Origin of the sequence: Streptomyces sp. E2N166 (assembly GCF_003671715.1) — a bacterium.
Taxonomy (GTDB): domain Bacteria; phylum Actinomycetota; class Actinomycetes; order Streptomycetales; family Streptomycetaceae; genus Streptomyces; species Streptomyces thinghirensis.
The window spans coordinates 1092194-1116518 of record NZ_RAIF01000012.1 but is presented as its reverse complement, the minus strand read 5'-3'; the positions used below and the strand labels follow the sequence as shown (position 1 = coordinate 1116518).

Below are 24325 nucleotides of genomic sequence, written 5' to 3'. Positions count from 1 at the left end.
TCGATGGTGAAGAGGCGTGAACCAACGGCACGTCAGGTGCGACTGGCGACCGAACTGCGGAGACTCCGTGAGGCTGCTGGTCTCAACTCCCGCCAGGCGGCCGCGCTGCTCGGCGTCGCCCCTGCGCAGATCACCCACATCGAGTCCGCTCTCGCGGGCGTGAGTGAGCAGCGGGTCCGCCGCCTCGCGTCCCACTACGCCTGTACCGACGAGGACTTCATCGACGCTCTCGTAGCGATGGCCACTGAACGGGCAAACGGCTGGTGGGAGGAGTTTCGGGGCTTCCTGCCCACGTCGTTCCTCGATCTGTCCGAGCTGGAGCACCATGCTCGGTTCCTCCGCCATGTGGCAATCCTGTATGTGCCGGGCCTGCTCCAGACCGAGGACTACTCGCGGGCCGTCTTCTCGTCCAGACTGCCGGAACTGACCGCCGAGGAACTGGAAGTGCGCATTCAGCACCGCAGGGCGCGTCAGCGCTTCACCATTGCCTACGAAGCGGTGATCCATGAGGCGGCACTCCGGATTCGGGTCAGCGACCGTGCCACTTCAAGGGCTCAGCTGGCGCGGCTCCTGGAGCTCTCCGAAGCGGATCACATCACCGTGCGCGTCGTCCCCTTCGACCTGGACGGTTTCGCCAGCGCCTCCAGCACGATGACCTATGTTGGCGGACCCCTGCCCAAGCTGGACACCGTCGTCCGTGACGCGCTGCACGGCTCGGTGTTCATTGATTCCGAGGCTCAGCTCAACACGTACCGAACGGGCTTCCGTAAGGTGGAGGAGGCGTCACTCGACCCTGGTCAGTCACGTGATCTCATCCACAGCCTGGCGAAGGAGCTGTAGGAATCCCATGGACAACTGGCGGAAGTCGTCCTACTCGGGCCCGGGCGACGGCAACGAGTGCGTGGAGATCGCGAACTCACCCACGCACGTAGCCGTCCGCGACACCAAGGCCCCCGCCCGGGCGACCCTGGCCTTCCCCCGCACCGCCTTCACCCGCTTCCTCCAGGCGTTGAAGGAGCCGGCGGGCAATCCGTGACGCCCGCGTCGGGCCAAGTCGCCACCAGCGCCCGCTGATCCGGGAACCGGGCGCCGCCGACCCACACACGCGTCGCCTCCCCGTCGAGCCAGCACACTTCCTCGGGGCCCCCGTCACCGGTGTCGAACAGGCAGCACACACCGCCGACGGCGGCGGTGAGGTCGGTGAACGTCTCCCTGATGCTCGCCGAACGCGCGAACAGGCGGCTCATCCCCGACGTCGCGGCCCAGAACTCCAGCGACGCGTAACGGGGGTGCAGGAAGGACTCGAACCGGACCGCCAGGTAGACGTACCCGATCTGGACCCGCCCGTTCACCTCGGCCGGCAGGCCGGACGACGCCCCGTACGCGCGCACCGCCTCGTCCACGCCGAACATGAGCGAGGTGTCCAGGCGGAACTCGCCGCTCGCGGAGCAGTCGACCGGATCGCTGCCGAAGTCCGACGTGAACGGGAGGACGATCCGCTCCCCGCCGGGCAGCGTGACGTCGAGCGGCGGCACGTCACGGGACGGGGGCGCCAGCTCGGCCACGGCGGCCAGCGCCCTCGCGACGTTCCGGGGGCGCAGGTAGATGTCGTAGCCGTAGGTCAGTCCCATCTTTCCCCTCCGCCGCGCCGGGGCGATTCGCCCGTCCGCATGATCTTGCCGGACCGGTCACAGCTGTCACACCCCACCGGTACCGTCGGAGCATGCCCAACCAGCCCCCCGCGGCCCCCGGCGAGCGGCGACTAGCCACCCTCGAAGGCGTCCTGGAGCGCATCACGTACGCCAACGAGGAGAACGGCTACACGGTCGCCCGCGTCGACACCGGCAGAGGCGCCGGCGACCTGCTGACCGTCGTCGGCGCGCTGCTCGGCGCGCAGGCCGGGGAGTCGCTGCGGATGGAGGGGCGCTGGGGGTCGCACCCCCAGTACGGCAAGCAGTTCCACGTGGAGAACTACACGACCGTGCTCCCGGCCACGGTCCAGGGCATCCGGCGCTACCTCGGATCCGGCCTCGTCAAGGGCATCGGCCCGGTCTTCGCCGACCGCATCACGCAGCACTTCGGCGTGGACACCCTCCAGATCATCGAGGAGGAGCCCAAGCGGCTCATCGAGGTGCCCGGCCTCGGCCCCAAGCGGACCAAGAAGATCGCCGACGCGTGGGACGAGCAGAAGGCGATCAAGGAGGTCATGCTCTTCCTCCAGACCGTCGAGGTGTCGACGTCGATCGCGGTGCGGATCTACAAGAAGTACGGCGACGCGTCGATCTCCGTCGTGAAGAACCAGCCCTACCGGCTGGCGTCCGACGTCTGGGGCATCGGCTTCCTCACCGCCGACAAGATCGCCCAGTCCGTGGGCATCCCGCACGACAGCCCGGACCGGGTGAAGGCGGGCCTGCAGTACGCCCTGTCGCAGGCCACCGACCAGGGGCACTGCTATCTCCCCGAGGAGAAGCTGATCGCCGACGCGGTGAAGCTGCTCCAGGTGGACACCGGGCTCGTCATCGAGTGCCTGGCCGAGCTGGCCGCCGACCCCCAGGACGGCGAGGACCCCGGCGTCGTACGCGAGAAGGTCCCCGACCCGCAGGGCGGCGACCCCGTCACCGCCGTCTACCTCGTCCCCTTCCACCGTGCCGAGCTGGCCCTCTCCGCCCAGCTGCGGCGGCTCCTGCGTGCCGACGAGGACCGGATGCCGGCCTTCACGGACGCGCCGTGGGACAAGGCGCTCAGCTGGCTCAGGAGCCGCACCGGCGCCGACCTCGCCCCCGAGCAGGAGGCCGCCGTCAGGCTCGCCCTCACCGAGAAGGTCGCCGTCCTCACCGGCGGGCCGGGCTGCGGCAAGTCCTTCACCGTCCGCTCCATCGTCGAACTGGCCCGAGCGAAGAAGGCCAAGGTGGTGCTCGCCGCGCCGACCGGCCGGGCCGCCAAGCGACTCGCCGAGCTGACCGGCGCCGAGGCGTCCACGGTCCACCGCCTGCTGGAGCTCAAGCCCGGCGGCGACGCCGCCTACGACCGGGACCGGCCGCTGGACGCCGACCTCGTCGTGGTCGACGAGGCCTCCATGCTGGACCTCCTCCTCGCCAACAAGCTGGTCAAGGCCGTGCCCCCGGGCGCCCACCTGCTCTTCGTCGGGGATGTCGACCAGCTGCCCAGCGTGGGCGCGGGGGAAGTGCTCCGGGACCTGCTCGCCTCCGGCAGCCCCGTCCCCGCCGTCCGCCTCACCCGCGTCTTCCGCCAGGCCCAGCAGTCGGGGGTGGTGACCAACGCGCACCGGATCAACGCCGGGCAGCACCCGCTCACCGACGGCATGAAGGACTTCTTCCTCTTCGTCGAGGACGACACCGAGGAGGCGGGGCGGCTCACGGTGGACGTCGCCGCGCGCCGCATCCCGGCGAAGTTCGGGCTCGACCCGCGCCGGGACGTGCAGGTGCTCGCCCCCATGCACCGGGGTCCCGCCGGCGCCGGCGCGTTGAACGGGCTGCTCCAGCAGGCCGTCACCCCGGGGCGCCCGGACGTGCCGGAGAAGAGATTCGGCGGTCGTGTCTTCCGGGTCGGCGACAAGGTCACCCAGATTCGCAACAATTACGAAAAGGGTGAGAACGGCGTCTTCAACGGCACCGTCGGCGTGGTCACCTCGCTCGACCCGGTGGACCAGCGCCTCACCGTGCTGACGGACGAGGACGAGGAGGTTCCGTACGAATTCGACGAACTGGACGAACTGGCCCACGCCTACGCGGTGACCATCCACCGTTCGCAGGGGAGTGAGTACCCGGCGGTGGTGATCCCGGTGACGACCGGCGCCTGGATGATGCTCCAGCGGAACCTGCTGTACACGGCGGTCACCCGGGCCAAGAAGCTGGTCGTCCTCGTCGGCTCCCGCAAGGCGATCGGACAGGCGGTCCGCACGGTGTCGGCCGGCCGGCGCTGCACGGCGCTCGACTTCCGGCTGGCGGGCTCTTGACCCCGGGGACCCTCCGGCAAACCTCGCGCCCTGTGTGAAAAAAATGATCGATCAAACGAGTCGCAAAGGTCACAGAGCACTTCCGGAAGGGAAGGAGAGGGGGCAGGATGAGCAAGTTGGCGGCACTCAGTGCCGCCAATAGGCCCGATGGTCGACCCCGAGTGCACTCTCCTGAGCCAAGTGGGGGATGGTAGAGACAGTCAGGGCACCTCGAAGATGAGGCACTACGTCGGTGAGGGAAGACGTGAGCGACAACTCAGTAGTACTGCGGTACGGCGACGGCGAGTACACCTACCCGGTGATCGACAGCACCGTCGGCGACAAGGGCTTCGACATCGGGAAGCTCCGCGCCCAGACCGGTCTGGTGACGCTGGACAGCGGCTACGGCAACACCGCCGCCTATAAATCCGCCATCACGTATCTGGACGGCGAGGCGGGCATCCTCCGATACCGCGGCTACCCGATCGAGCAGCTGGCCGAGCGCTCCTCCTTCGTGGAGGTCGCCTACCTGCTGATCAACGGCGAGCTGCCGACCGTCGACGAGCTCACCGCGTTCAAGAACGAGATCACGCAGCACACCCTGCTGCACGAGGACGTCAAGAACTTCTACAAGGGCTTCCCGCGCGACGCCCACCCGATGGCCATGCTGTCGTCGGTCGTCTCGGCGCTGTCGACGTTCTACCAGGACAGCCACAACCCGTTCGACGAGCGCCAGCGCAACCTCTCCACGATCCGGCTGCTCGCCAAGCTTCCGACGATCGCGGCCTACGCGTACAAGAAGTCGATCGGCCACCCGTTCGTCTACCCGCGCAACGACCTCGGCTACGTCGAGAACTTCCTGCGCATGACGTTCTCGGTGCCGGCGCAGGAGTACGACCTCGACCCGACGGTCGTCGCCGCGCTGGACAAGCTGCTGATCCTGCACGCGGACCACGAGCAGAACTGCTCGACCTCCACGGTCCGCCTGGTCGGCTCCTCGCAGGCGAACATGTTCGCCTCGATCTCCGCCGGCATCAACGCGCTCTGGGGCCCGCTGCACGGCGGCGCCAACCAGTCGGTGCTGGAGATGCTGGAGGGCATCCGCGACGCGGGCGGCGACGTCGACTCCTTCATCCGCAAGGTGAAGAACAAGGAGGACGGCGTCCGCCTGATGGGCTTCGGCCACCGGGTCTACAAGAACTTCGACCCGCGCGCCAAGATCATCAAGGCCGCCGCGCACGACGTGCTCTCCGCCCTCGGCAAGTCCGACGAGCTGCTGGACATCGCCCTGAAGCTGGAGGAGCACGCGCTCTCCGACGACTACTTCGTCTCGCGCAGCCTCTACCCGAACGTCGACTTCTACACCGGTCTGATCTACCGGGCCATGGGCTTCCCGACCGAGATGTTCACGGTTCTGTTCGCCCTCGGCCGGCTGCCGGGCTGGATCGCCCAGTGGCACGAGATGATCAAGGAGCCGGGCTCCCGCATCGGCCGCCCGCGCCAGATCTACACGGGCGTCGTCGAGCGCGACTTCGTGCCCGTCGAGGAGCGCTGAGCCGCCAGGCACCCCCGCAGCGCGTACAGAGAGTCCCGTGCCGCCCCGAGCGGTACGGGATTTTTCTGTGAGGCGGCGGCAGGCCGGGCGGCGGCGGCCCGGACAGCAGAAGGCGCCCTGGCGCCGGTCCCCCCACGGGCCGACGAACCAGGGCGCCTTCCCATGTCCCGGTGCGGATTCCCCCCACGGGATCCGGCCGGGCGTATGTGAGGACAGCGCCTGAATCGCTGTACTGAGCGCAACGAGCAAAACTCGTCGCGCCTGTTGTGCTTGTCGTGCTCGTCGTGCGGTCGTGCTCGTCGTGCGGTCTGCCGGGACAGCGCACGCCCGGGAGGGCCGCTCAAAGCTTCCCGGTGTACGTGTCCCGGCAACGCAGCTCTGGGAAAGTCCCCCAAGACATCCCCAGATGCCAGGTGGCGCCCCCCAAGACGCTGCCTGACATCGCCAACTTAGACCTTCGAACCCCTTCGATGGTTACGTTCGCATCACTGTGATCTGCGTCTCTTGCATATGTCCGTTAGATGCGCAAGAGCCCCGGTACGTTGAACGGGACCCAAGCGTAAGGAAGATGCGCGAGCCTTGTGAAGAGCTTATGTGAGGCGAGTGCCGGACTCCAGAGGCACTGCCCCTCGACCTGCGGGAAATGCGCGCTCAGTGAAAGGCCCGGAGCCGGAGGCTGTTGGTGACCACGAACACCGAGGAGAAGGCCATCGCCGCCCCCGCGATCATCGGGTTGAGCATCCCGGCGGCGGCCAGCGGCAGCGCGGCCACGTTGTAGCCGAAGGCCCACACGAGGTTGCCCTTGATCGTGGAGAGGGTGCGCCGGGAGAGCCGGATCGCGTCCGCGGCCACCCGCAGGTCCCCGCGCACCAGCGTCAGGTCGCCCGCCTCGATCGCCGCGTCCGTCCCCGTGCCCATCGCCAGACCCAGATCGGCGACGGCGAGCGCGGCCGCGTCGTTGACGCCGTCCCCGACCATGGCGACCGTACGGCCCTCGGCCCGCAGCCGTTCCACCACGGCGACCTTGTCCTCGGGCAGCACCTCGGCGATCACCTCGTCGATGCCGACCGCTGCGGCGACCGCCTCGGCGACGCGCCTGTTGTCGCCGGTCAGCAACACGGGTGTGAGGCCCAGCCGGCGCAGCTCGGCCACCGCCTCTGCGCTGGTCTCCTTGACCGCGTCCGCCACGGAGACGACCCCGCGCGCCAGGCCGTCCCAGCCGACCACGACGGCCGTACGACCGTCCCTCTCGGCCTCCTCCCCGGCGCGGGCGACCCCGGGCGGGAGAGCGTCGTAGAGGCGCCCCACGGCCACCTCGCGGCCCTCCACGCGTGCCCGCACGCCGCGACCGGGGACGTTCTCGAAGTTCTCGGCGTCCGGCAGCGTGCCGACCCGCTCCTCGGCACCTGCCGCGATCGCCCGGGCCACGGGGTGCTCGGAGGCGTGCTCGACGGCGCCCGCGAGCCGCAGCACCTCCGCCTCGTCGGTGCCCTCGGCGGCGTGGACGTCGTGGAGGGTCATGCGGCCGGTGGTGACGGTGCCGGTCTTGTCCAGGACGACCGTGTCGACGCGCCGCGTGGACTCCAGTACTTCCGGTCCCTTGATGAGGATCCCGAGCTGGGCGCCGCGGCCCGTGCCGACCATCAGCGCGGTCGGCGTGGCCAGACCCAGCGCGCACGGGCAGGCGATGATCAGTACGGCCACGGCGGCCGTGAACGCGGCGACCGTGTCACCGGTGGCGCCGAGCCACCCGCCGAAGGTGGCGACGGCGATCAGCAGTACGACGGGCACGAAGACGCCGGAGATCCGGTCGGCGAGCCGCTGCACCTCGGCCTTGCCGCTCTGTGCGTCCTCGACCAGCTTCGCCATCCGCGCCAGCTGGGTGTCCGCGCCGACCCGGGTTGCCTCGACGACCAGGCGGCCGCCGGCGTTGACCGTGGCGCCGGTGACGGCGTCCCCGGCCGTCACGTCCACCGGCACCGACTCACCGGTCAGCATCGAGGCGTCCACGGCGGAGGCACCCTCGGTCACCGTCCCGTCGGTGGCGATCTTCTCGCCGGGCCGTACGACGAACCGGTCGCCGACCGCCAGCCGGGCCACCGGAATCCGCACCTCGCGCCCGTCCCGCAGCACGGCGACGTCCTTGGCGCCCAGTTCCATCAGCGCCCGCAGCGCGGCGCCGGCGCGGCGCTTGGAGCGGGCCTCCAGCCAGCGGCCGAGGAGGAGGAAGGCGGTGACCCCGGCGGCGGCCTCCAGGTAGATCGCGGAGGCGCCGTCGGTGCGGGAGACGGTGAGGTCGAAGCCGTGCCGCATGCCCGGCATGCCCGCGTCCCCGAAGAACAGCGCCCACAGCGACCAGCCGAACGCCGCGAGGGTGCCGAGCGAGACCAGCGTGTCCATGGTGGCGGCGCCGTGCCGGACGTTCGTCCAGGCGGCACGGTGGAAGGGCAGACCGCCCCAAACGACGACGGGCGCGGCCAGGGTGAGCGAGAGCCACTGCCAGTTGTCGAACTGGAGCGCCGGGACCATCGCGAGCAGCACGACGGGGGCGGCGAGCAGGGCGGAGACGACGAGGCGCCCGCGCAGGGCGGTCAGCTCGGGGTCGGCGCCGGTGCCCTCCGGGGGCTCCGCCTCGTCGGCGGGCTCGGGCGGCGGCGCGGGCTCCTCGGCGGTGTACCCGGTCTTGACGACGGTGGCGATCAGGTCGGCGACCCCGGTGGCCGCCGGGTAGGAGATCCGGGCCTTCTCCGTCGCGTAGTTCACCGTGGCGGTGACGCCGTCCATGCGGTTGAGCTTCTTCTCCACGCGGGCCGCGCAGGAGGCGCAGGTCATCCCGCCGATGAGCAGCTCGACCTCGGCGAGGTCCGGCTCGGCGGCCGGGGCGGTCTCCGGGGTGGTGGTGGAGGCCGTGGTGCTGGACGCGGTGATGCTGGTCATGGTCCGGACTCCAGACGGCCGGCCGGACCGCGCGCGGCCCGGCCGGAGGGGCTGTGGGTGCTGCTGAGAGCGCTGGGAGCGCAGTGCTGGGAGTGCTGAGAGTGCTGGGGTGGTAGTGGTGGCGCGCTTGTGGCGCCGTGGCTCAGACCCGGCCGACGAGCTCGAAGCCCGCCTCGTCCACGGCGGCGCGCACGTCCGCGTCGTCCAGGGGCGTCTCGGAGACGACGGTGACCTCGCCGGTCGAGGCGACGGCCTGCACCGAGCCGACGCCGGCGATCTCGGCGATCTCGCCGGAGACGGCGCCCTCGCAGTGTCCGCAGCTCATTCCGCTCACCTTGTAGACGGTGGTGACGGAGCCCTGGGTGTCGGTCTGGGCGGTCATGTCGTTACTCCTCGTCGGGGCGTTCATGGGCGGGTACCCGTGGTCCCAGCGTGGACCACTCACCTCCCACTGTACCCCTAGGGGGTATGAGCCCGGCGCAGGCTGCCGTGAGATGGGGGACCGGAAGCGGGAACGCCGGTACGGAAGTGAGGGTGACGGATGCGCGCGGTCGTGTTCGAGCGGTTCGGGGAGCCTGCCGAGGTACGGGAGGTGCCCGACCCGGAGCCCGCGCCGCACGGCGTCGTGGTCCGCGTCGAGGCGACCGGGCTGTGCCGCAGCGACTGGCACGGCTGGCAGGGGCACGATCCGGACATCGAGCTGCCGCACGTGCCCGGTCACGAACTCGCCGGTGTCGTGGCGGCGGTCGGCGACCGCGTGACCGGGTGGCGGCCCGGCGACCGTGTGACCGTGCCCTTCGTCTGCGCCTGCGGGAGCTGCGGGGCGTGTGCGGCGGGCGACCAGCAGGTGTGCGAACGCCAGAGCCAGCCCGGCTTCACCCACTGGGGCTCCTTCGCCGAGTACGTGGCCCTCGACCACGCCGACGTCAACCTCGTCGCCGTCCCCGAGGGCATGTCGTGCGCGACGGCCGCCTCCCTCGGCTGCCGGTTCGCCACGGCGTTCCGGTCCGTGGTGCAGCAGGGGCGTCTCGCGGCGGGGGAGTGGGTCGCGGTGCACGGCTGCGGCGGCGTCGGCCTGTCGGCCGTGATGATCGCGGCGGCCGCGGGCGCGCGGGTCGTCGCCGTGGACGTGTCGCCCCGGGCGCTGGAGCTGGCGCGGGCGTTCGGCGCGGCGGAGTGCGTGGACGCGGCCCGGACGCCGGAGACGGCGGCGGCGGTCCGCGACCTCACCGGCGGCGGCGCCCACCTCTCCCTCGACGCCCTCGGCTCGCCCGTCACCTGCGCAGCGTCCGTGAACGGCCTGCGCCGCCGCGGCCGGCACGTCCAGGTCGGGCTGCTGCCCTCGCCGGACGGCACCACACCGGTGCCGATGGCCCGAGCCGTCGCCCTGGAGCTCGAACTCCTCGGCAGCCACGGGATGGCCGCGCACACCTACCCGCCGATGCTGGAACTGGTCCGCGCGGGAACGCTCCGGCCCGACCTGCTGGTGACGTCCACCATCGGGCTGGACGCGGTCCCGGCCGCACTGGCCGCGATGGGGACGGCGCCCGGCGCGGGGGTGACGGTCATCGAGCCGTGACGCCGGCCCCGGGGCGTGAGCTGCCGGTCCGGGGGTGCCCGCGATGCGCGGCCCACTGGTGGTCGAGGACGGCCATCAGCACCTCGTCCACCCACGCGCCGTCGCGCCACTCCACCTCGCGCCGGACCCCCTCCATCACGAACCCGACCTTCTCGTAGACCCGCAGGGCCCGGTGGTTGTAGGCGTAGGCCTCCAACTGGACGCGGTGCACACCGAGTTCCTCGAAGCCGTACCCGACGATCAGCCGGGTCGCCTCCGTGCCGATCCCCCGGCCGCGGCCCCGCGGGCCGATTAGGGTGCGGAAGGTGCAGGTACGGCTCTCGGGCGCCCATTCGTTGAGTACGACCTCGCCGAGGAGTCCCCCGTCGGCGGGATCGGTGACCGCCAGGTCGAGCCGGTCGGGCTGGGCGCCGCGGGAGCCGTACCAGGCGCGGAGCAGCTCCGGGGTGAGTTCGTGTCCCGGTGGGCCGGTGAAGCGCTCGACCTCGGGGTCGTTGATGATCTCCCACATCTGCTCGGCGTCGGCCTCGGTGAACGGTCGCAGTACGGTCCTGTCGCCGGTCAGGACGGGTTTCACGGAGAAGTCCATGTACGGCACTGTGCCCCACGAGACCGTGGGGCACAGAACGGTTTTCCGGTCCACCGGCTACGTCCGCCGGCTCCTTCGACCGGCTTCGTCCGCCGGCTTCGTCTACCGGTTCCGGTTGCGGGGGCGGGACGCCACCCAGGCCCGGATCGTGTCCGCGTACCAGTAGGGCTTCCCGCCCTCCACGTGGTCGGGCGGGGGCAGCAGCCCGTGCTTGCGGTACGACCGCACGGTGTCCGGCTGGACCCGGATGTGGGCCGCGATGTCCTTGTAGGACCAGAGCCTTCGGTCGGTCACTAGTCGCACCTCCCTGCGCGCACCGCGGCGGCGACCGGGGACGGCCGCCGGGGGGAGCCGGGCGCTGCGCTGGCGATCACCAAGCCTGTGCGGGGTGAACGACGTGGAGCGGAGGACGGTCAGGGGCCGTTCCCGGGTGTGACGGAAGACCCGCCCGCCCGTGACATGTGTGACACGAAGGGCGTCTTTGTGACAGGAGTGCCGCAAAGGGATGCGCCGGAGCCCGGGCGCGGCGCGTTGACTTCGGATGCCCGGGCAGTCCCGTGCGCGCGGGCGGACCGCCACCCGGACCATGTCGTCGGCCATGTCGTCCGAATGTCCGGACAAAACATTGACAGGCCGCACGCGCGGGGCTAGAAACCGGGGGGAGACGCAACGGCGGGCAGGCAACCACGGGCACGAAGGGGAACGCGATGGCGCACGACCCGATCGCCGGGGCCCGAGTCCCGTCCCGCCGTCGCCGGTTCTCCCACCCAACGCCTCCGGCGCGGGAAGGCCGCTTCGCCCTGGCAGGAGCGAAGTCCGAGCGCCGACTCCCCGCTCGCACCGGCCCCGCGCCGGAGGTTTCCGCGTCCCGTCGCCGTGCGGGCCGCCGGCACTGCCCCACGTGTCTACGCGGACACCCAAACCGCATACAGAGTGTCGGGCGCGCCCGGCGCGCCCGGCTGCTGGGATGGACCCATGGCCGTAACCGCGACCCGATCGTCGCCGGTCACGGCCCGTGAGCTGGACCAACGGCACGTCTCGACCCGTCGCCGCCATCTGTGAAGGAGTTCTCGGTCATGACGAACATCGTCAACCACTGGATCGGCGGCAAGACCGCCGAAGGCGCCTCGGGCACGTACGGGCCGGTGACCAACCCGGCCACCGGCGCGGTCACCACGAAGGTCGCCTTCGCCTCCGTCGACGAGGTGGACGCCGCGGTCGCCGCCGCCAAGGACGCGTACCTGACCTGGGGGCAGTCCTCGCTGGCGCAGCGCACCTCGATCCTCTTCAAGTTCCGGGCGCTGCTGGACGCCCACCGCGACGAGATCGCCGAGCTGATCACCGCCGAGCACGGCAAGGTGCACTCCGACGCGCTCGGCGAGGTCGCGCGCGGCCTGGAGATCGTCGACCTGGCCTGCGGCATCACCGTGCAGCTCAAGGGCGAGCTGTCGACGCAGGTCGCCACCCGCGTCGACGTGTCCTCGATCCGGCAGCCGCTCGGCGTGGTCGCCGGCATCACGCCGTTCAACTTCCCGGCGATGGTGCCGATGTGGATGTTCCCCATCGCCATCGCCTGCGGCAACACCTTCGTGCTCAAGCCGAGCGAGAAGGACCCGTCGGCCGCGATGAGGATCGCCGAGCTGCTCTCCGAGGCCGGTCTGCCGGACGGCGTCTTCAACGTCGTGCACGGTGACAAGGTGGCCGTGGACCGCCTGCTGGAGCACCCGGACGTCAAGGCGGTCTCGTTCGTCGGCTCGACCCCGATCGCCCGCTACATCCACACCACCGCCTCCGCGAACGGCAAGCGGGTGCAGGCGCTCGGCGGCGCCAAGAACCACATGCTGGTGCTGCCGGACGCCGACCTCGACGCGGCGGCCGACGCGGCGGTGAGCGCGGCCTACGGCTCGGCCGGCGAGCGCTGCATGGCGATCTCCGCGGTCGTCGCGGTCGGCGCCGTCGGCGACGAGCTGGTCGAGAAGATCCGCGAGCGCGCCGAGAAGATCAAGATCGGCCCCGGCGACGACCCGGCGTCGGAGATGGGCCCCCTCATCACCGCGGCGCACCGCGACAAGGTGGCGTCCTACGTCGAGGGCGCGGCGGCCGAGGGCTGCGAGGTCGTCCTGGACGGCACCGGACACACGGTCGACGGCCACGAGGACGGCCACTGGATCGGCATCTCCCTGCTGGACCGGGTGCCGACCACGGCGAGGGCCTACCAGGACGAGATCTTCGGCCCGGTCCTGTGCGTGCTGCGCGCCGAGACCTACGAGGAGGGCATCGCGCTCATCAACGCGTCCCCCTTCGGCAACGGCACCGCGATCTTCACCCGGGACGGCGGCGCGGCCCGCCGCTTCCAGCTGGAGGTCGAGGCCGGCATGGTCGGCGTGAACGTCCCGATCCCGGTCCCCGTGGGCTACCACTCCTTCGGCGGCTGGAAGGACTCGCTCTTCGGCGACCACCACATCTACGGCAACGACGGCACGCACTTCTACACCCGCGGCAAGGTCGTCACCACCCGCTGGCCGGACCCGGCCGACGGCCCGGCCGGCGTGGACCTGGGCTTCCCGCGCAACCACTGAGACGCGGCGGGCCCGAGACGCACGGTGCCTCCGTCCCACCCGGTGGGGCGAAGGCACCGGCGCGTGTGTCAGCCCTGCTGCACTCCGGAGTTCTTCACTTCTTCCGTGAGGTCGCCGGTCTGCTCGGCGGGCGGGGCCGCGATCTCCTTGGTGGCGCCGAACTTGTCGAAGTCCATGGTGACCTCCATGGCGCCGAACTCCTGCTTCAGGCGCACCGGCAGGTCCTTGTCGCCCACCCAGATGTCCATGGTGATCGAGCCACCGCCGGTGGTGGAGTTGAGCAGACTGTCGGCGCCGCTGAAGGCCTCCTTGAACTTGCCCATGTCCTCCTGGTCGAGCACGGCCCGGTAGTGGGTCGTGGACTTGCCGTTGACGGTCTCCTCGCCGAGGTCGTCGACGTCGCTCGCGTACTTGAGGCCCTTCATGGAGTCCGCCGGGCTGGCGCCGCCGCCCCCGCTCATCGCGGCGGCGCCCGACTCGCCGAACACGGCCGACCCGTCGATCTTCATCCACTCCTTGCCCGCGAGCGGGCCGGCGGGCTGGGGGTCGATGTCGTAGTAGTAGGCGCCGTCCACGAACAGGGTGCGCACGGTCGGGGAGTCCGTGAGCTCCTGCATCTGCGCGGCCTCGGTGTCCATCTCGACGTCGAGCGCGTAGCCGTCGCCCCAGGAGTAGGTGCCGTCCATGGAGACCGGCTCACCGGTGCCCAGGTCGGTCGTCGTCCTGACCTCGGCGGAGCCCAGCTCCTCGGTCCGGTCGGTGGCCCGCGAGAGCGCGGCCATGATCGTGTCGGCCTTGCTCACGGCCGTGTCGGCCGCCTTGTCGGCGCTCTCGGCGGCCGTCTTGGCGCCCTCCGAGCCGCACGCGGTCGCCGCGACCATCGCCGCCGCCGTCAGCCCCACCCAGGCAGCGGTGTATGTCAGCTTCATGAGTCCCCACCCGTTGCTTCGTTGCTGTGATTCACCTGTGCCCGGGACTCTACCGGCCCTCACCGACAGCGTCCGGATACCGCACGACGGGACGCTTTTGCTGCCCCGTTCCCTACGGTTCCCGTACGCCTCAAGGGCGCCTTACGGGAAGGATCCTGATGCCGTTTTCGAGCGTTCCGGCGGCATCGGTCGACGTATTGCGAGACCGTCGCCGCGGCGCCCCCGGACCTTTCGGCCCCGCCGGAGTCCCGGACGCTCAAACGCTCCGTCGGGGTCGTCGGCGGCACTCTCCTGACGCTCTCGTGCGTGCCCCCCGCCTCCACGTTCTTGGGACGTCCGGGAGCCCGCCGGGCCGTGACCAGCGCTCCCGCAGCCGGTTCGGCGCGCAACCGGCCCTACCGCGCCCGTGGTACGCCGCACCGGTGCCGTACTTCCGTGGGAGGGGCGGCGGTTCAGCCCCCGGGCTGCCTCTGTTGTCGGCGGCGGCCCGTACCGTTGACGCATGGATCTTCGACTGCCCCGCGTGCGCGGGCTGCTACGGGGGCCGCGGCGGATGCTCACCGCCGCGGCCGCCGTCGTCGTGCTCGCCGGCGCCGGGACATGGACGGCCGTCGCCGGCGACGACGCGCCCCCGGTGCGACGCGCCGACCGGGTCATGGCCGTGGGCGACGGGGTGCGCCTGGACACCTCCTACTTCACGGCGGGCCCCGGCGGCGACCGCCCGGCCGTCCTGCTCGCGCACGGCTTCGGCGGCAGCAAGGCCGACGTACGGGAGCAGGCGGAGAGCCTCGCACAGGACGGGTACGCGGTCCTGACCTGGTCGGCGCGCGGCTTCGGGAAGTCCACGGGGAAGATCGGACTGAATTCCCCGGACGGCGAGGTCGCCGACGTGTCCCGGCTGATCGACTGGCTGGCGAAGCAGCCGCAGGTCCGGCTGGACGAGAAGGGCGACCCGCGGGTGGGCGTCGCCGGCGGCTCCTACGGCGGCGCGGTCGCGCTGCTGGCCGCCGGGCACGACCAGCGGGTCGACGCCATCGCCCCCGCCATAACGTACTGGAACCTCTCGGACGCCCTCTTCCCGAACGGCGTCTTCAAGAAGCTGTGGGCCGGCCTCTTCGTCAACCTGGGCGGCGGCTGCGACCGGTTCGAGGACCAGCTCTGCCGCATGTACCAGCGGGTCGCCGAGTCCGGGCAGCCGGACCCGGAGGCCGTGGAACTGCTCGGCCAACGCAGCCCGCAGGCCGTCGGCGACCGTATCGACGTGCCCACGCTGCTGATGCAGGGCCAGACCGACTCCCTCTTCCCGCTCGGCCAGGCCGACCGGGCCGCGAAGGCGATCCGTGCCAACGGCGCCCCGGTGGCCGTCGACTGGATCTCGGGCGGCCACGACGGCGGCGACATGGAGACGGACCGGGTCCAGGCCCGCGTCGGGGCGTGGTTCGACCGCTATCTGAAGGGCGACGAGTCGGCGGGCACCGGCCCCGGCTTCCGCGTCAGCCGCACCCTCGGCTCCGGCAGCGGCGACGGCGAACCCCGCCTGGAGGGTGTGAGCGCCGACTCGTACCCCGGCCTGGGCGAGGAACTCCGCCCGGTCGAACTGCGCGGACGCGAGCAGAGCTTCGACAACCCGGCCGGCGCCAGCCCGCCCGCCGTCTCCGCACTGCCCGGAATCGGCGGCTCCGGCGGTCTGTCCCAGCTCTCCTCGCTCGGACTCGGCGTCTCCCTGGACTTCCCCGGCCAGTTCGCCGCCTTCGAGTCGGCGCCGCTCCGGGACGACCTGCAGATCACCGGCTCCCCGACCGCGACCGTCCACGTGAAGTCCACCCGCGACGAGGCCGTACTCTTCGCCAAGGTGTACGACGTCGCCCCCGGCGGCGCCCAGCAGGTGCTCCCCTCCCAACTGGTCACACCCATCAGGGTGGCGGAGGCCGGAGCGGGCAAGGACGTGGAGATCACCCTGCCGGCCGTCGACCACGAGATCGAGAGCGGCCACCGGCTGCGCCTGGTCCTCTCCTCCACCGACCTCGGCTACGCCTCACCGGCCGCCCCCGCCACGTACACCGTCTCCCTCAAGGGCGATCTGAAGGTGCCGACGGCACTCGGCGGGACCGGACAGGTGGCCGGGCTGCCCGCCTGGGTCTGGTGGGCGCCCCTCGCGGGAGCCGCCGTCGCCGCGGCCCTGCTGCTGACCGCCCGCCGCCGCACCACGGCCCCGCCGCCCGACCCCGCGCTGGCCGAGGTACCGCTCCAGATCACGGACCTCAGCAAGCGGTACGCCAAGTCCACCGACCGGTACGCCGTCCGGGACCTGTCGTTCCGGGTGGACAAGGGCCAGGTACTGGGACTGCTCGGGCCGAACGGCGCCGGCAAGACGACGACCCTGCGCATGCTGATGGGCCTGATCGCGCCGGACGGCGGCGAGGTCCGCGTCTTCGGCCACGCCATCGCGCCCGGCGCCCCCGTGCTCTCCCGCGTCGGCGCGTTCGTCGAGGGCGCGGGCTTCCTGCCGCACCTGTCCGGCCGCGAGAACCTGGAGCTGTACTGGCGGGCCACCGGCCGCCCGCCCGAGGACGCCCACCTGGACGAGGCCCTGGAGATCGCCGGCCTCGGCGACGCGCTCGCCCGCGCGGTGCGCACCTACTCCCAGGGGATGCGTCAGCGCCTCGCCATCGCCCAGGCCATGCTGGGCCTGCCCGACCTGCTGATCCTGGACGAGCCGACCAACGGCCTGGATCCGCCGCAGATCCGCGAGATGCGCGAGGTGATGATCCGCTACGCGGCGGCCGGCCGCACGGTGATCGTCTCCAGCCACCTGCTGGCCGAGGTCGAGCAGACCTGCACCCACCTGGTCGTCATGGACCACGGCAGGCTCGTCCAGGCCGGCCCGGTCGGCGAGATCGTCGGCTCCGGCGACACGCTGCTCGTGGGCACCTCCGCACGTGTGGACGCGCCCCTCGTCGAGAAGGTCGCCACCCTGCCGGGCGTGGCCTCCGCCGCCGCCACCGACGGCGGTCTGCTGGTCCGCCTCGACAGCGGGGGAGCGGCACGGGACCTGATCGCCGAACTCGTACGCCTGGACGTGCCCGTGGAGTCGGTGGGCCCCCACCGGCGCCTCGAGGACGCCTTCCTCACCCTGATCGGAGACCCGGCATGAGCACGCTGGCCGAACGCGCCGCGCCCGCCGGCCCCCAGGAGGCCGCCGAGGGCTACCGCGCGGGCCGCACGCTGCCCGTGCGGGTCGAGCTGGTCCGGCAGCTGAAGCGGCGCCGCACACTCGTCATGGGCGGCATTCTGTTCGCCCTGCCGTTCGTCCTGCTCGTCGCCTTCCGGATCGGCGGCGAGCCGGGCGGCGCGAACGACCGGATCAGCCTGATGGACTCGGCCACCGCGTCCGGGGCCAACTTCGCCGCGGTGAACCTCTTCGCCTCCGCGGGCTTCCTCCTCGTCGTGCCCGTCGCCCTGTTCTTCGGGGACACGGTCGCCTCGGAGGCCGGCTGGTCGTCCCTGCGCTATCTGCTCGCGGCTCCGGTGCCCCGCGCCCGCCTGCTCTGGTCCAAGCTGGTCGTCGCCCTCACCCTCAGCCTCGCCGCGATCGTCCTGCTGCCGCTGGTCGCGCTCGCCGTCGGCTCGGCCGCCTACGGCTGGGGGCCGCTGGAGCTGCCCACCGGCGGCAGCCTGCCCACCGGCACCGCGGCCGAGCGCCTGGCCATCACGGTGGCGTACGTCTTCGTCTCGCAACTGGTCACCGCGGCCCTGGCGTTCTGGCTCTCCACCAAGACGGACGCGCCGCTCGGCGCGGTCGGCGGCGCGGTCGGCCTGACCATCATCGGCAACGTCCTGGACGAGGTGACCGCCCTCGGCGACTGGCGCGACTTCCTGCCCGCGCACTGGCAGTACGCCTGGCTCGACACGGTCCGGCCCGAGCTGGACTGGACCCGCCTGATCCAGGGCACGTCGCTGTCGGTGACGTACGCGCTCGTGCTGTTCGCCCTCGCCTTCCGGGGATTCGCCCGCAAGGACATCGTGTCCTAGGAAGCGTCGTCCGGGGAGGTCGTCGAGGGCACCGGCACCGGGATCCCGGCGACCTTCCCCGGCCCCGCTCCGTCGTGGAGACCTCGCCCAGGTCACCGGAGGGTCACCCACCGGTCTCGACGGTCCGCCGCCGTGCCCACTTCGAGACGCACCCGTAACGCCCCGTGCCGCACGTTCCGCCCCGCCGCGCCGTCACAGTCACGTACACCGGCGTCAACGGAACCAGGGGGAACGGAAGATGAAGCGGTACCGGACACGAAGGCCGATCGGCGCGCTGCTCGCGCTCACGGCGGCGGGCGGCCTGCTGCTCACCGGCTGTGCGGGCGGGGGCGACGCGGATCAGGGGACGAAGGAGTCCGCGGCCGACTCCCGGGGTGACTCGGTCCCGATGCCCGCGCCCGACCGCCCCAGGGACGAGGGCGAACAGCGCTACGACGGCGGCACGGCGACCGGGGAATCCGGGGAGACCGAGGACTCCCGGGAGACCGCCCCGGACCCCGACCACCTCTCCACCTTCGCCCTGGACGTCGACACCGCCTCCTACGGCTACGCCCGCCGCACCCTCTCCGAGGGCCGGCTGCCCGACCCGTCGACGGTCCGGCCCGAGGAGTTCGTCAACAGCTTCCGCCAGGACTACGACCGCCCCGACGGCGACGGCTTCACGGTGACGGTGGACGGCGCCCGCACCGACGAGGAGGACTGGTCGCTGGTCCGCGTGGGCCTGGCGACCCGCGGAGCCGAGCAGGAGGGCGAACGCCCGCCCGCCGCCCTGACGTTCGTCATCGACATCTCCGGCTCCATGGCCGAACCCGGCCGGCTCGACCTCGCCAAGGAGTCCCTCGGCACGATGACCGACCGCCTGCGCGACGACGACTCGGTCGCGCTCGTCACCTTCAGCGACGAGGCCGAGACCGTGCTGCCGATGACCCGGCTCGGCGACCGCCGCGGCCGGGTCCACGACGCGATCGACAGCCTGGAGCCGACCGACTCCACCAACCTCGGCGCGGGCGTCGAGACCGGCTACGACACGGCCGTCGAGGGCCGCCGCGAGGGCGCCACCAACCGCGTCGTCCTCGTCTCCGACGCCCTCGCCAACACCGGCGACACCGACGCGGACGCCATCCTCGAACGCATCGCGGACGAGCGCCGCGAGCACGGCATCACCCTCTTCGGCGTCGGCGTCGGCAGCGACTACGGCGACGCCCTGATGGAACGCCTCGCCGACAAGGGCGACGGCCACACGACGTACGTGTCGGACACCGAGGACGCCCGTGAGGTCTTCAGCGAGCAACTCCCGCGCCACATCGAGCTGACCGCCCGCGACGCCAAGGCCCAGGTCGCCTTCGACCCCGAGACGGTCGCCGAGTTCCGCCTCGTCGGCTACGACAACCGCCGGGTCGCCGACGAGGACTTCCGCGACGACCGCGTCGACGGCGGCGAGGTCGGCCCCGGCCACACCGTCACCGCCCTGTACGCCGTCCGCGTCCGGCCCGGCGCCGACGGCCACCTCGCCACGGCCACCGTCCGCTGGCTCGACCCGGGCACCCGCGCCCCGCACGAGGAGTCCGGCGACGTGGAGACCGGCACCCTCGCCGACTCGGTCTGGGGCGCGGACCGCGGCCTGCGGGTCACGGCGACGGCCGCCTACTTCGCCGACGCGCTGCGCGCCCCGTACGACGGGGGCGGCGGCGCCCTGCCCGGCGCACCGCGCCTCGGCGAACTCGCCGAACGTGCCGGCGCGCTGGCCGACAGCACGGAGGACCCGGACGTCGGGCAGCTCGCCGAGGCGGTCCGGCAGGCCGACCGGCTGACCTGAGCCGCACCCGTTGACCCCTTACGCACAAGTAAGTTTACTCTCAAGTAAGTAACGGGAAGAGGCAGCGCAACACCACTCCGATCCGCGACCGGGAGCCGACATGGGCGTACGCAGGGACCTGAAACGGGCGAAACAGCGCGGCGACCTGGCGTCCCGCACCCGGACCGAAACGGTCCGGGACGCGGACGGCACCGTCCGCGAGGCCCGCACCGCGCCCCTCGCGTCCCGCCCCACCACCGGCAGCACCGCCGACATCCCGTTCACCAACGCGGCCGAGGCCCCCGGCACGGTGGTCCTGCGCCGCGAGGTGAACGGCGTCTGGCGGCCCGTCACGGCGGCGGAGTTCGCCCGCGAGGTGACCGCCGTGGCCAAGGGCCTGATCGCCGCCGGCCTGGAACCCGGCGGGCGGGTCGCCGTCATGTCCCGTACCCGCTACGAGTGGACGGTCCTGGACTTCGCGATCTGGGCGGCCGGCGGCCAGACCGTGCCCGTCTACGCCACCTCCTCCGCCGACCAGGTCGAGTGGATCGTCCGCGACTCCGGCGCCCGCCACGTGGTCACCGAGACCGCCGCCAACACCGCCACCGTCCTGACCGGCACCGCCGACCATCCCGAGGGCCCGCGCGCCTGGGAACTCGACGCCGGCGCGCTCGCCGACCTCACCGCCCTCGGCAGGGGCGTGAGCGACGAGGAGGTCACCAAGCGCCGCACCGCCCTGACCCCGGACACGGTGGCGACCCTCTGCTACACCTCCGGCACCACCGGACGCCCCAAGGGCTGCGTCCTCACCCACGCCAACCTGCACGCCGAGGCCGCCAACACGGTCGAGCTGCTGCACCCGATCTTCAAGGAGGTCACCGGCCAGACCGCCTCGACCCTCCTCTTCCTGCCCCTCGCCCACATCCTCGGCCGCACCATCCAGATCGCCTGTCTGCTGGCCCGCATCGAGATCGGCCACTTCCCGAGCATCAAGCCCGACGAGCTGCGCCCCGCGCTGAAGACGTTCCGCCCGACCTTCCTGGTCGGCGTCCCGTACCTCTTCGAGAAGATCCACGACACGGGCCGCGCGACCGCCGAGAAGATCGGCCGCGGCGCCTCCTTCGACCGCGCCCACCACCTCGCCGTCCGCTTCGGCGCCGCCCACCTGGAGCGTATCCTCGGCCGCGGCAAGGGCCCCGGCCCCGCCCTGTGGGCCGGCTGGGCCCTGTACGACCTGCTGGTCTACCGCAGGGTCCGGGCGGAACTGGGCGGCCGGATGCGCTACGCCATCAGCGGCGGCTCCCCGCTCGACCACGACCTCAACCTGTTCTTCTACGCCGCCGGAATCATGGTCTACGAGGGCTACGGCCTGACCGAGACCACCGCCGCCGCCACCATCGTCCCGCCCCTGGGGCCCCGCCCCGGCACCGTCGGCCCCCCGGTCCCCGGCACGGCCGTGCGCATCGCCGACGACGGCGAGGTGCTCATCAAGGGCGGGATCGTCTTCGGGGCCTACCGGAACAACCCGGAGGCCACCGCCGCCGCCCTCACCGACGGCTGGTTCGCCACCGGTGACCTCGGCTCCCTCGACGCCGACGGCTACCTGACCATCACCGGCCGCAAGAAGGACCTCCTGGTCACCTCCGGCGGCAAGAACGTCTCCCCGGCCGTCCTGGAGGACCGCCTGCGCAGCCGCCCGCCCGTCGCCCAGTGCCTCGTCGTCGGCGACAACCGGCCCTTCGTCGCCGCCCTGGTCACCCTCGACCCGGACGCCGTCGCCCACTGGCTGTCGGTCCGTGGGCTGCCCGCCGACACCCCGATGTCCGAGGTCGTACGGGACGAGCGGATCCGCGCCGACGTCCAGAAGGCCGTCGACCACGCCAACGCCGCCGTCTCCCGGGCCGAGTCCATCCGCGCCTTCCGGCTCGTCGAGGGCGAGTTCACCGAGGAGAACGGGCTGCTGACCCCGTCACTGAAGGTGAAACGGCACGCGGCGGTGGCGGCGTACGCGGACGAGATCGAGGCGCTCTACGCGGCGCCGGGCAGCTGAGCGAGCGGCACGGTCAGGGCATGCGAAAGGGGCGGGCCGCCGATGTGCTCGGCGGCCCGCCCCTCGGCCGATGTCAGCCCTTGCCGCCCTCGCCGTTGGAGGACAGGATCGAGACGTCCTCCAGGAGGTGCGCCAGCGCACCGTCGCGCTTGGCCTGCGTGGAGTTCTCGGAGCACTGCTGGTTCATGTCATCGCCCAGGACGTTGAGGTCCTGGATCGGGACGAGGCCGATGACGCTGACCGGGACGTCGCTGACGGCGAGGCACGGCTTGTTGAAGGAGCCCTGGATGAGCGCCATCTGCGGGCTCATGTTGCCGTGGGTCGCCGAGTTGCCGAAGTACTGCGAGGCGCCGTTTCCGTTCGCGGAGACGGGGCCGCTGTCGTCGCCGATCGCCATAGCCTGCGGGGCCGCGGCAGCGGAGGCCCCCATGACGGAGGCGGCGATCGCCGCGTAGGCAACAACCTTCTTGATCACTGGCCAGTCCTTTCTGAGGAAACCCCGTCCACCGGAGCCCTCTGGTCAACTCCGTGGGTGCGTTCGGGTTTCTCCCGTTCACTCCGTCGGCCCACAACGGCAAATGTGTGCGGATACGCGTACCGCTGCGCGTTCCAGCGGATATTCCTGCGTTTTCCAGTTCCGGTGCGGGCCAACCGGGTGAACGCCCGCAACCAATCACTCCCCACCGGGTTGATGAGGCCGTAGGACAGTGCGTCGCTACGACGAAAGGAACGCGAAGTGCTCAAGAAGGCAATGGTCGCCGCGGCGGCTGCCGCTTCTGTGATCGGCATGACGGCTGCCGCCGCTCCCCAGGCGTTTGCCATCGGGGACGACAACGGGCCGGCCGTGGCCAACGGCAACGGCGCCTCGTCGTCGTTCGGCAACTCGGCGACCGACGGCGACATGAGCCCGCAGCTCTCGCTGGTCGAGGGCACGCTGAACAAGCCGTGCCTCGGCCTCGAGGACATCAACGTCGCCGTCATCAACCTCGTCCCGATCCAGGACGTCAACGTTCTGGCGGACGACCTGAACCAGCAGTGTGCCGACAACTCCACGCAGGCCAAGCGTGACGGTGCCGTGTCGCACGTCCTGGAGGACCTGGCGGTCCTGTCGGCGAACAGCGAGGGCTGAGCCCCGTCCCGCTCGGACCGGGCGGCCCGCTGACTTCCCCGCGGGCCGCCCGGCCGTACACGGGCCATGTTTTCGCCGGGCGAGCGGAACGACGTCGTCGCTCTCCTGGAGGTACGGCTGTAACGGGTAGTGGTGTATCCGAGTGAATTTCGCGGGACACCCTGTTCCACAGTTTCTCCGGCCGTCAATTCCTCGTTTGCAGGCTGCAGGTCATGGTGCGAGCCGTCAATGCTGTGCTCGCGCGGTTTCGGCCGTCATTCAGGCATGACCGCAGAGAAGGGAAAGTTCATGAAGAAGAGCGCTGCTGTCGTCGCGGGCGCGATCATGGCCCTGGGCATGGCTGCCCCGGCCTTCGCCGACGCGGGCGCCGAGGGTGCCGCGGTCGGCTCCCCGGGCGTCCTGTCCGGCAACGTCGTCCAGGTCCCCGTCCACGTGCCCGTCAACGTGTGCGGCAACACCATCAACGTGATTGGTCTGCTGAACCCCGCGTTCGGCAACGAGTGCGAGAACGACTGACGTCGTTCCGCACCGACCGGCTGCGTCACGGCCGGCCTTGGCCAACTCGTTTGGTTCAGGGCCGGCTTTTCCCCTTTCTGCAGCCTCTTCTGCAGCAATCGCTACCAGCAGGAAGACAACCAGAGTGCGACAGACCCTGAGCAGGGGGATGGTCGCGGCAGCCGCCGCGACGGGCATCCTTTCCCTGTGCGGCAGCCCCGCCCTTGCCGACTCGCATGCGGACGGGGCCGCCAAGAACTCGCCGGGCGTCGCGTCCGGCAACGCCGTCCAGGTGCCGGTCGACGTGCCGGTGAACGCCTGCGGCAACACCGTCGACGTGGTCGCCGCGCTGAACCCCGCCTTCGGCAACGAGTGCGAGAACAGCTCGGACGAGCAGACCGGCGGCTCCGTGAAGCACGGCGCGCCACACGGTGACGACGGTACGGACCCGGACGGCGGGTACGGCGGTGGGCACGGCGAGGACGTCCGCGTCCCGTCCGGCGCCTCCGCGGACGGCGCGGCCGTGGGCTCGCCCGGTGTCGGCTCCGGCAACGCCGCGCAGGTGCCGGTCGACGTGCCGGTGAACCTCTGCGGCAACACCGTCGACGTGATCGCCGCGCTCAACCCGGTCTTCGGCAACTCCTGCGACAACCAGGCGGAGGAGCCCCCGGGTTACGGCGAGGAGGAGCCGCCGCCGCCCA

The 24325-nt window shown here is 71.6% G+C and carries 20 protein-coding genes and 1 pseudogene; 14 read left to right on the top strand and 7 right to left on the bottom strand.

The window, feature by feature from the left end; genetic code table 11:
- Positions 1-3: 3 nt before the first annotated feature.
- A complete protein-coding gene (locus tag EBH09_RS12820) occupies positions 4-840 on the top strand; it encodes a helix-turn-helix transcriptional regulator (protein WP_121747080.1) in 837 nt (278 codons plus the stop codon).
- A 7-nt stretch (positions 841-847) separates the two neighbouring features.
- The gene (locus EBH09_RS12815) at positions 848-1036 is read left to right on the top strand and encodes a DUF397 domain-containing protein (protein ID WP_121747079.1); all 189 of its coding nucleotides are present in this window, start codon (positions 848-850) and stop codon (positions 1034-1036) included.
- Here EBH09_RS12815 and EBH09_RS12810 read toward each other — a convergent pair.
- Positions 990-1631, bottom strand: a complete 642-nt coding sequence (locus tag EBH09_RS12810; protein WP_121747078.1) for a hypothetical protein — start codon at positions 1629-1631, stop codon at positions 990-992. The two genes, EBH09_RS12815 and EBH09_RS12810, sit on opposite strands and share 47 nt — an antisense overlap.
- Before the next feature lie 92 nt (positions 1632-1723).
- Between EBH09_RS12810 and EBH09_RS12805 the strand changes: the two genes are divergently transcribed.
- Together EBH09_RS12805 and EBH09_RS12800 are read left to right on the top strand one after the other, a co-directional pair.
- Positions 1724-3976 (top strand): ATP-dependent RecD-like DNA helicase, encoded by a 2253-nt coding sequence (locus tag EBH09_RS12805; RefSeq protein ID WP_121747077.1) that lies wholly within the window; start codon positions 1724-1726, stop codon positions 3974-3976.
- A 244-nt stretch (positions 3977-4220) separates the two neighbouring features.
- Positions 4221-5510 (top strand): citrate synthase, encoded by a 1290-nt coding sequence (locus tag EBH09_RS12800; protein ID WP_121747076.1) that lies wholly within the window; start codon positions 4221-4223, stop codon positions 5508-5510.
- A gap of 651 nt (positions 5511-6161) precedes the next feature.
- On the opposite strand, the gene EBH09_RS12795 is transcribed toward EBH09_RS12800, so the two are convergent.
- Both EBH09_RS12795 and EBH09_RS12790 read right to left on the bottom strand, forming a co-directional pair.
- Positions 6162-8447, bottom strand: coding sequence for a heavy metal translocating P-type ATPase (locus EBH09_RS12795; protein WP_193776262.1), 2286 nt, complete (start codon positions 8445-8447; stop codon positions 6162-6164).
- Between the two features lie 142 nt (positions 8448-8589).
- The gene (locus tag EBH09_RS12790) at positions 8590-8829 is read right to left on the bottom strand and encodes a heavy-metal-associated domain-containing protein (RefSeq protein ID WP_121747075.1); all 240 of its coding nucleotides are present in this window, start codon (positions 8827-8829) and stop codon (positions 8590-8592) included.
- 159 nt (positions 8830-8988) lie between these two features.
- Between EBH09_RS12790 and EBH09_RS12785 the strand changes: the two genes are divergently transcribed.
- Positions 8989-10026 (top strand): zinc-dependent alcohol dehydrogenase family protein, encoded by a 1038-nt coding sequence (locus EBH09_RS12785; protein ID WP_121747074.1) that lies wholly within the window; start codon positions 8989-8991, stop codon positions 10024-10026.
- On the opposite strand, the gene EBH09_RS12780 is transcribed toward EBH09_RS12785, so the two are convergent.
- Together EBH09_RS12780 and EBH09_RS37805 are read right to left on the bottom strand one after the other, a co-directional pair.
- On the bottom strand, positions 10013-10615 hold the full coding sequence (locus EBH09_RS12780) for a GNAT family protein (protein WP_193776261.1): 603 nt from the start codon (positions 10613-10615) through the stop codon (positions 10013-10015). The genes EBH09_RS12785 and EBH09_RS12780 overlap by 14 nt on opposite strands.
- Before the next feature lie 102 nt (positions 10616-10717).
- A complete protein-coding gene (locus EBH09_RS37805; protein ID WP_161326861.1) occupies positions 10718-10909 on the bottom strand; it encodes a MerR family transcriptional regulator in 192 nt (63 codons plus the stop codon).
- Positions 10910-11494: 585 nt separating this feature from the next.
- Between EBH09_RS37805 and EBH09_RS38870 the strand changes: the two are divergent.
- A pseudogene (locus EBH09_RS38870) lies at positions 11495-11677 on the top strand (hypothetical protein); the annotation flags it as partial.
- A gap of 14 nt (positions 11678-11691) precedes the next feature.
- Positions 11692-13194, top strand: a complete 1503-nt coding sequence (mmsA, locus tag EBH09_RS12765; RefSeq protein WP_121747372.1) for a CoA-acylating methylmalonate-semialdehyde dehydrogenase — start codon at positions 11692-11694, stop codon at positions 13192-13194.
- A 68-nt stretch (positions 13195-13262) separates the two neighbouring features.
- Here mmsA and EBH09_RS12760 read toward each other — a convergent pair whose 3' ends face one another.
- A complete protein-coding gene (locus EBH09_RS12760; RefSeq protein WP_121747072.1) occupies positions 13263-14123 on the bottom strand; it encodes a hypothetical protein in 861 nt (286 codons plus the stop codon).
- A gap of 502 nt (positions 14124-14625) precedes the next feature.
- On the opposite strand from EBH09_RS12760, the gene EBH09_RS12755 reads away from it, so the two are divergent.
- The 4 genes from EBH09_RS12755 (at position 14626) to EBH09_RS12740 (ending at position 22000) form a co-directional block, all read left to right on the top strand.
- On the top strand, positions 14626-17277 hold the full coding sequence (locus EBH09_RS12755) for a CocE/NonD family hydrolase (protein ID WP_193776260.1): 2652 nt from the start codon (positions 14626-14628) through the stop codon (positions 17275-17277).
- The gene (locus tag EBH09_RS12750; protein WP_121747371.1) at positions 17274-18155 is read left to right on the top strand and encodes an ABC transporter permease; all 882 of its coding nucleotides are present in this window, start codon (positions 17274-17276) and stop codon (positions 18153-18155) included. The genes EBH09_RS12755 and EBH09_RS12750 overlap by 4 nt, the downstream gene beginning before the upstream one ends.
- A 238-nt stretch (positions 18156-18393) precedes the next feature.
- Positions 18394-19971 carry a VWA domain-containing protein gene (locus tag EBH09_RS12745; RefSeq protein WP_121747070.1) on the top strand — a complete coding sequence of 526 codons (1578 nt, stop codon included), beginning with the start codon at positions 18394-18396 and terminating at the stop codon, positions 19969-19971.
- Between the two features lie 100 nt (positions 19972-20071).
- Positions 20072-22000, top strand: a complete 1929-nt coding sequence (locus EBH09_RS12740) for an AMP-dependent synthetase/ligase (RefSeq protein WP_121747069.1) — start codon at positions 20072-20074, stop codon at positions 21998-22000.
- Between the two features lie 73 nt (positions 22001-22073).
- Here the strand turns inward: EBH09_RS12740 and rdlB are convergent, their stop codons facing one another.
- Positions 22074-22475, bottom strand: coding sequence for a rodlin RdlB (gene rdlB, locus EBH09_RS12735; RefSeq protein ID WP_121747068.1), 402 nt, complete (start codon positions 22473-22475; stop codon positions 22074-22076).
- A 261-nt stretch (positions 22476-22736) separates the two neighbouring features.
- Here rdlB and rdlA point away from each other — a divergent pair, with 261 nt between their 5' ends.
- The 3 genes from rdlA to EBH09_RS12720 all read left to right on the top strand — a co-directional run.
- Positions 22737-23129 (top strand): rodlin RdlA, encoded by a 393-nt coding sequence (gene rdlA / locus EBH09_RS12730; protein ID WP_121747067.1) that lies wholly within the window; start codon positions 22737-22739, stop codon positions 23127-23129.
- A gap of 324 nt (positions 23130-23453) precedes the next feature.
- Positions 23454-23645, top strand: a complete 192-nt coding sequence (locus EBH09_RS12725) for a chaplin (protein WP_274535660.1) — start codon at positions 23454-23456, stop codon at positions 23643-23645.
- Positions 23646-23793: 148 nt separating this feature from the next.
- Positions 23794-24325: chaplin (locus tag EBH09_RS12720; RefSeq protein ID WP_153182653.1), on the top strand; the 532-nt coding region annotated here is incomplete at its 3' end.

Excerpts from the sequence above, each read along its gene's own strand:
- EBH09_RS12805 (WP_121747077.1), top strand. The coding sequence starts at position 1,724 with ATGCCCAACCAGCCCCCCGCGGCCCCCGGCGAGCGGCGACTAGCCACC.
- EBH09_RS12750 (WP_121747371.1), top strand. The coding sequence starts at position 17,274 with ATGAGCACGCTGGCCGAACGCGCCGCGCCCGCCGGCCCCCAGGAGGCC.
- EBH09_RS12740 (WP_121747069.1), top strand. The coding sequence starts at position 20,072 with ATGGGCGTACGCAGGGACCTGAAACGGGCGAAACAGCGCGGCGACCTG.
- EBH09_RS12725 (WP_274535660.1), top strand. The coding sequence starts at position 23,454 with ATGGCCCTGGGCATGGCTGCCCCGGCCTTCGCCGACGCGGGCGCCGAG.
- mmsA (WP_121747372.1), top strand. The coding sequence starts at position 11,692 with ATGACGAACATCGTCAACCACTGGATCGGCGGCAAGACCGCCGAAGGC.
- EBH09_RS12760 (WP_121747072.1), bottom strand. The coding sequence starts at position 14,123 with ATGAAGCTGACATACACCGCTGCCTGGGTGGGGCTGACGGCGGCGGCG.
- EBH09_RS12745 (WP_121747070.1), top strand. The coding sequence starts at position 18,394 with ATGAAGCGGTACCGGACACGAAGGCCGATCGGCGCGCTGCTCGCGCTC.
- EBH09_RS12810 (WP_121747078.1), bottom strand. The coding sequence starts at position 1,631 with ATGGGACTGACCTACGGCTACGACATCTACCTGCGCCCCCGGAACGTC.
- EBH09_RS12755 (WP_193776260.1), top strand. The coding sequence starts at position 14,626 with ATGGATCTTCGACTGCCCCGCGTGCGCGGGCTGCTACGGGGGCCGCGG.
- EBH09_RS12790 (WP_121747075.1), bottom strand. The coding sequence starts at position 8,829 with ATGACCGCCCAGACCGACACCCAGGGCTCCGTCACCACCGTCTACAAG.
- EBH09_RS12780 (WP_193776261.1), bottom strand. The coding sequence starts at position 10,615 with ATGGACTTCTCCGTGAAACCCGTCCTGACCGGCGACAGGACCGTACTG.
- EBH09_RS12815 (WP_121747079.1), top strand. The coding sequence starts at position 848 with ATGGACAACTGGCGGAAGTCGTCCTACTCGGGCCCGGGCGACGGCAAC.
- EBH09_RS12795 (WP_193776262.1), bottom strand. The coding sequence starts at position 8,447 with ATGACCAGCATCACCGCGTCCAGCACCACGGCCTCCACCACCACCCCG.
- EBH09_RS12785 (WP_121747074.1), top strand. The coding sequence starts at position 8,989 with ATGCGCGCGGTCGTGTTCGAGCGGTTCGGGGAGCCTGCCGAGGTACGG.
- EBH09_RS12820 (WP_121747080.1), top strand. The coding sequence starts at position 4 with ATGGTGAAGAGGCGTGAACCAACGGCACGTCAGGTGCGACTGGCGACC.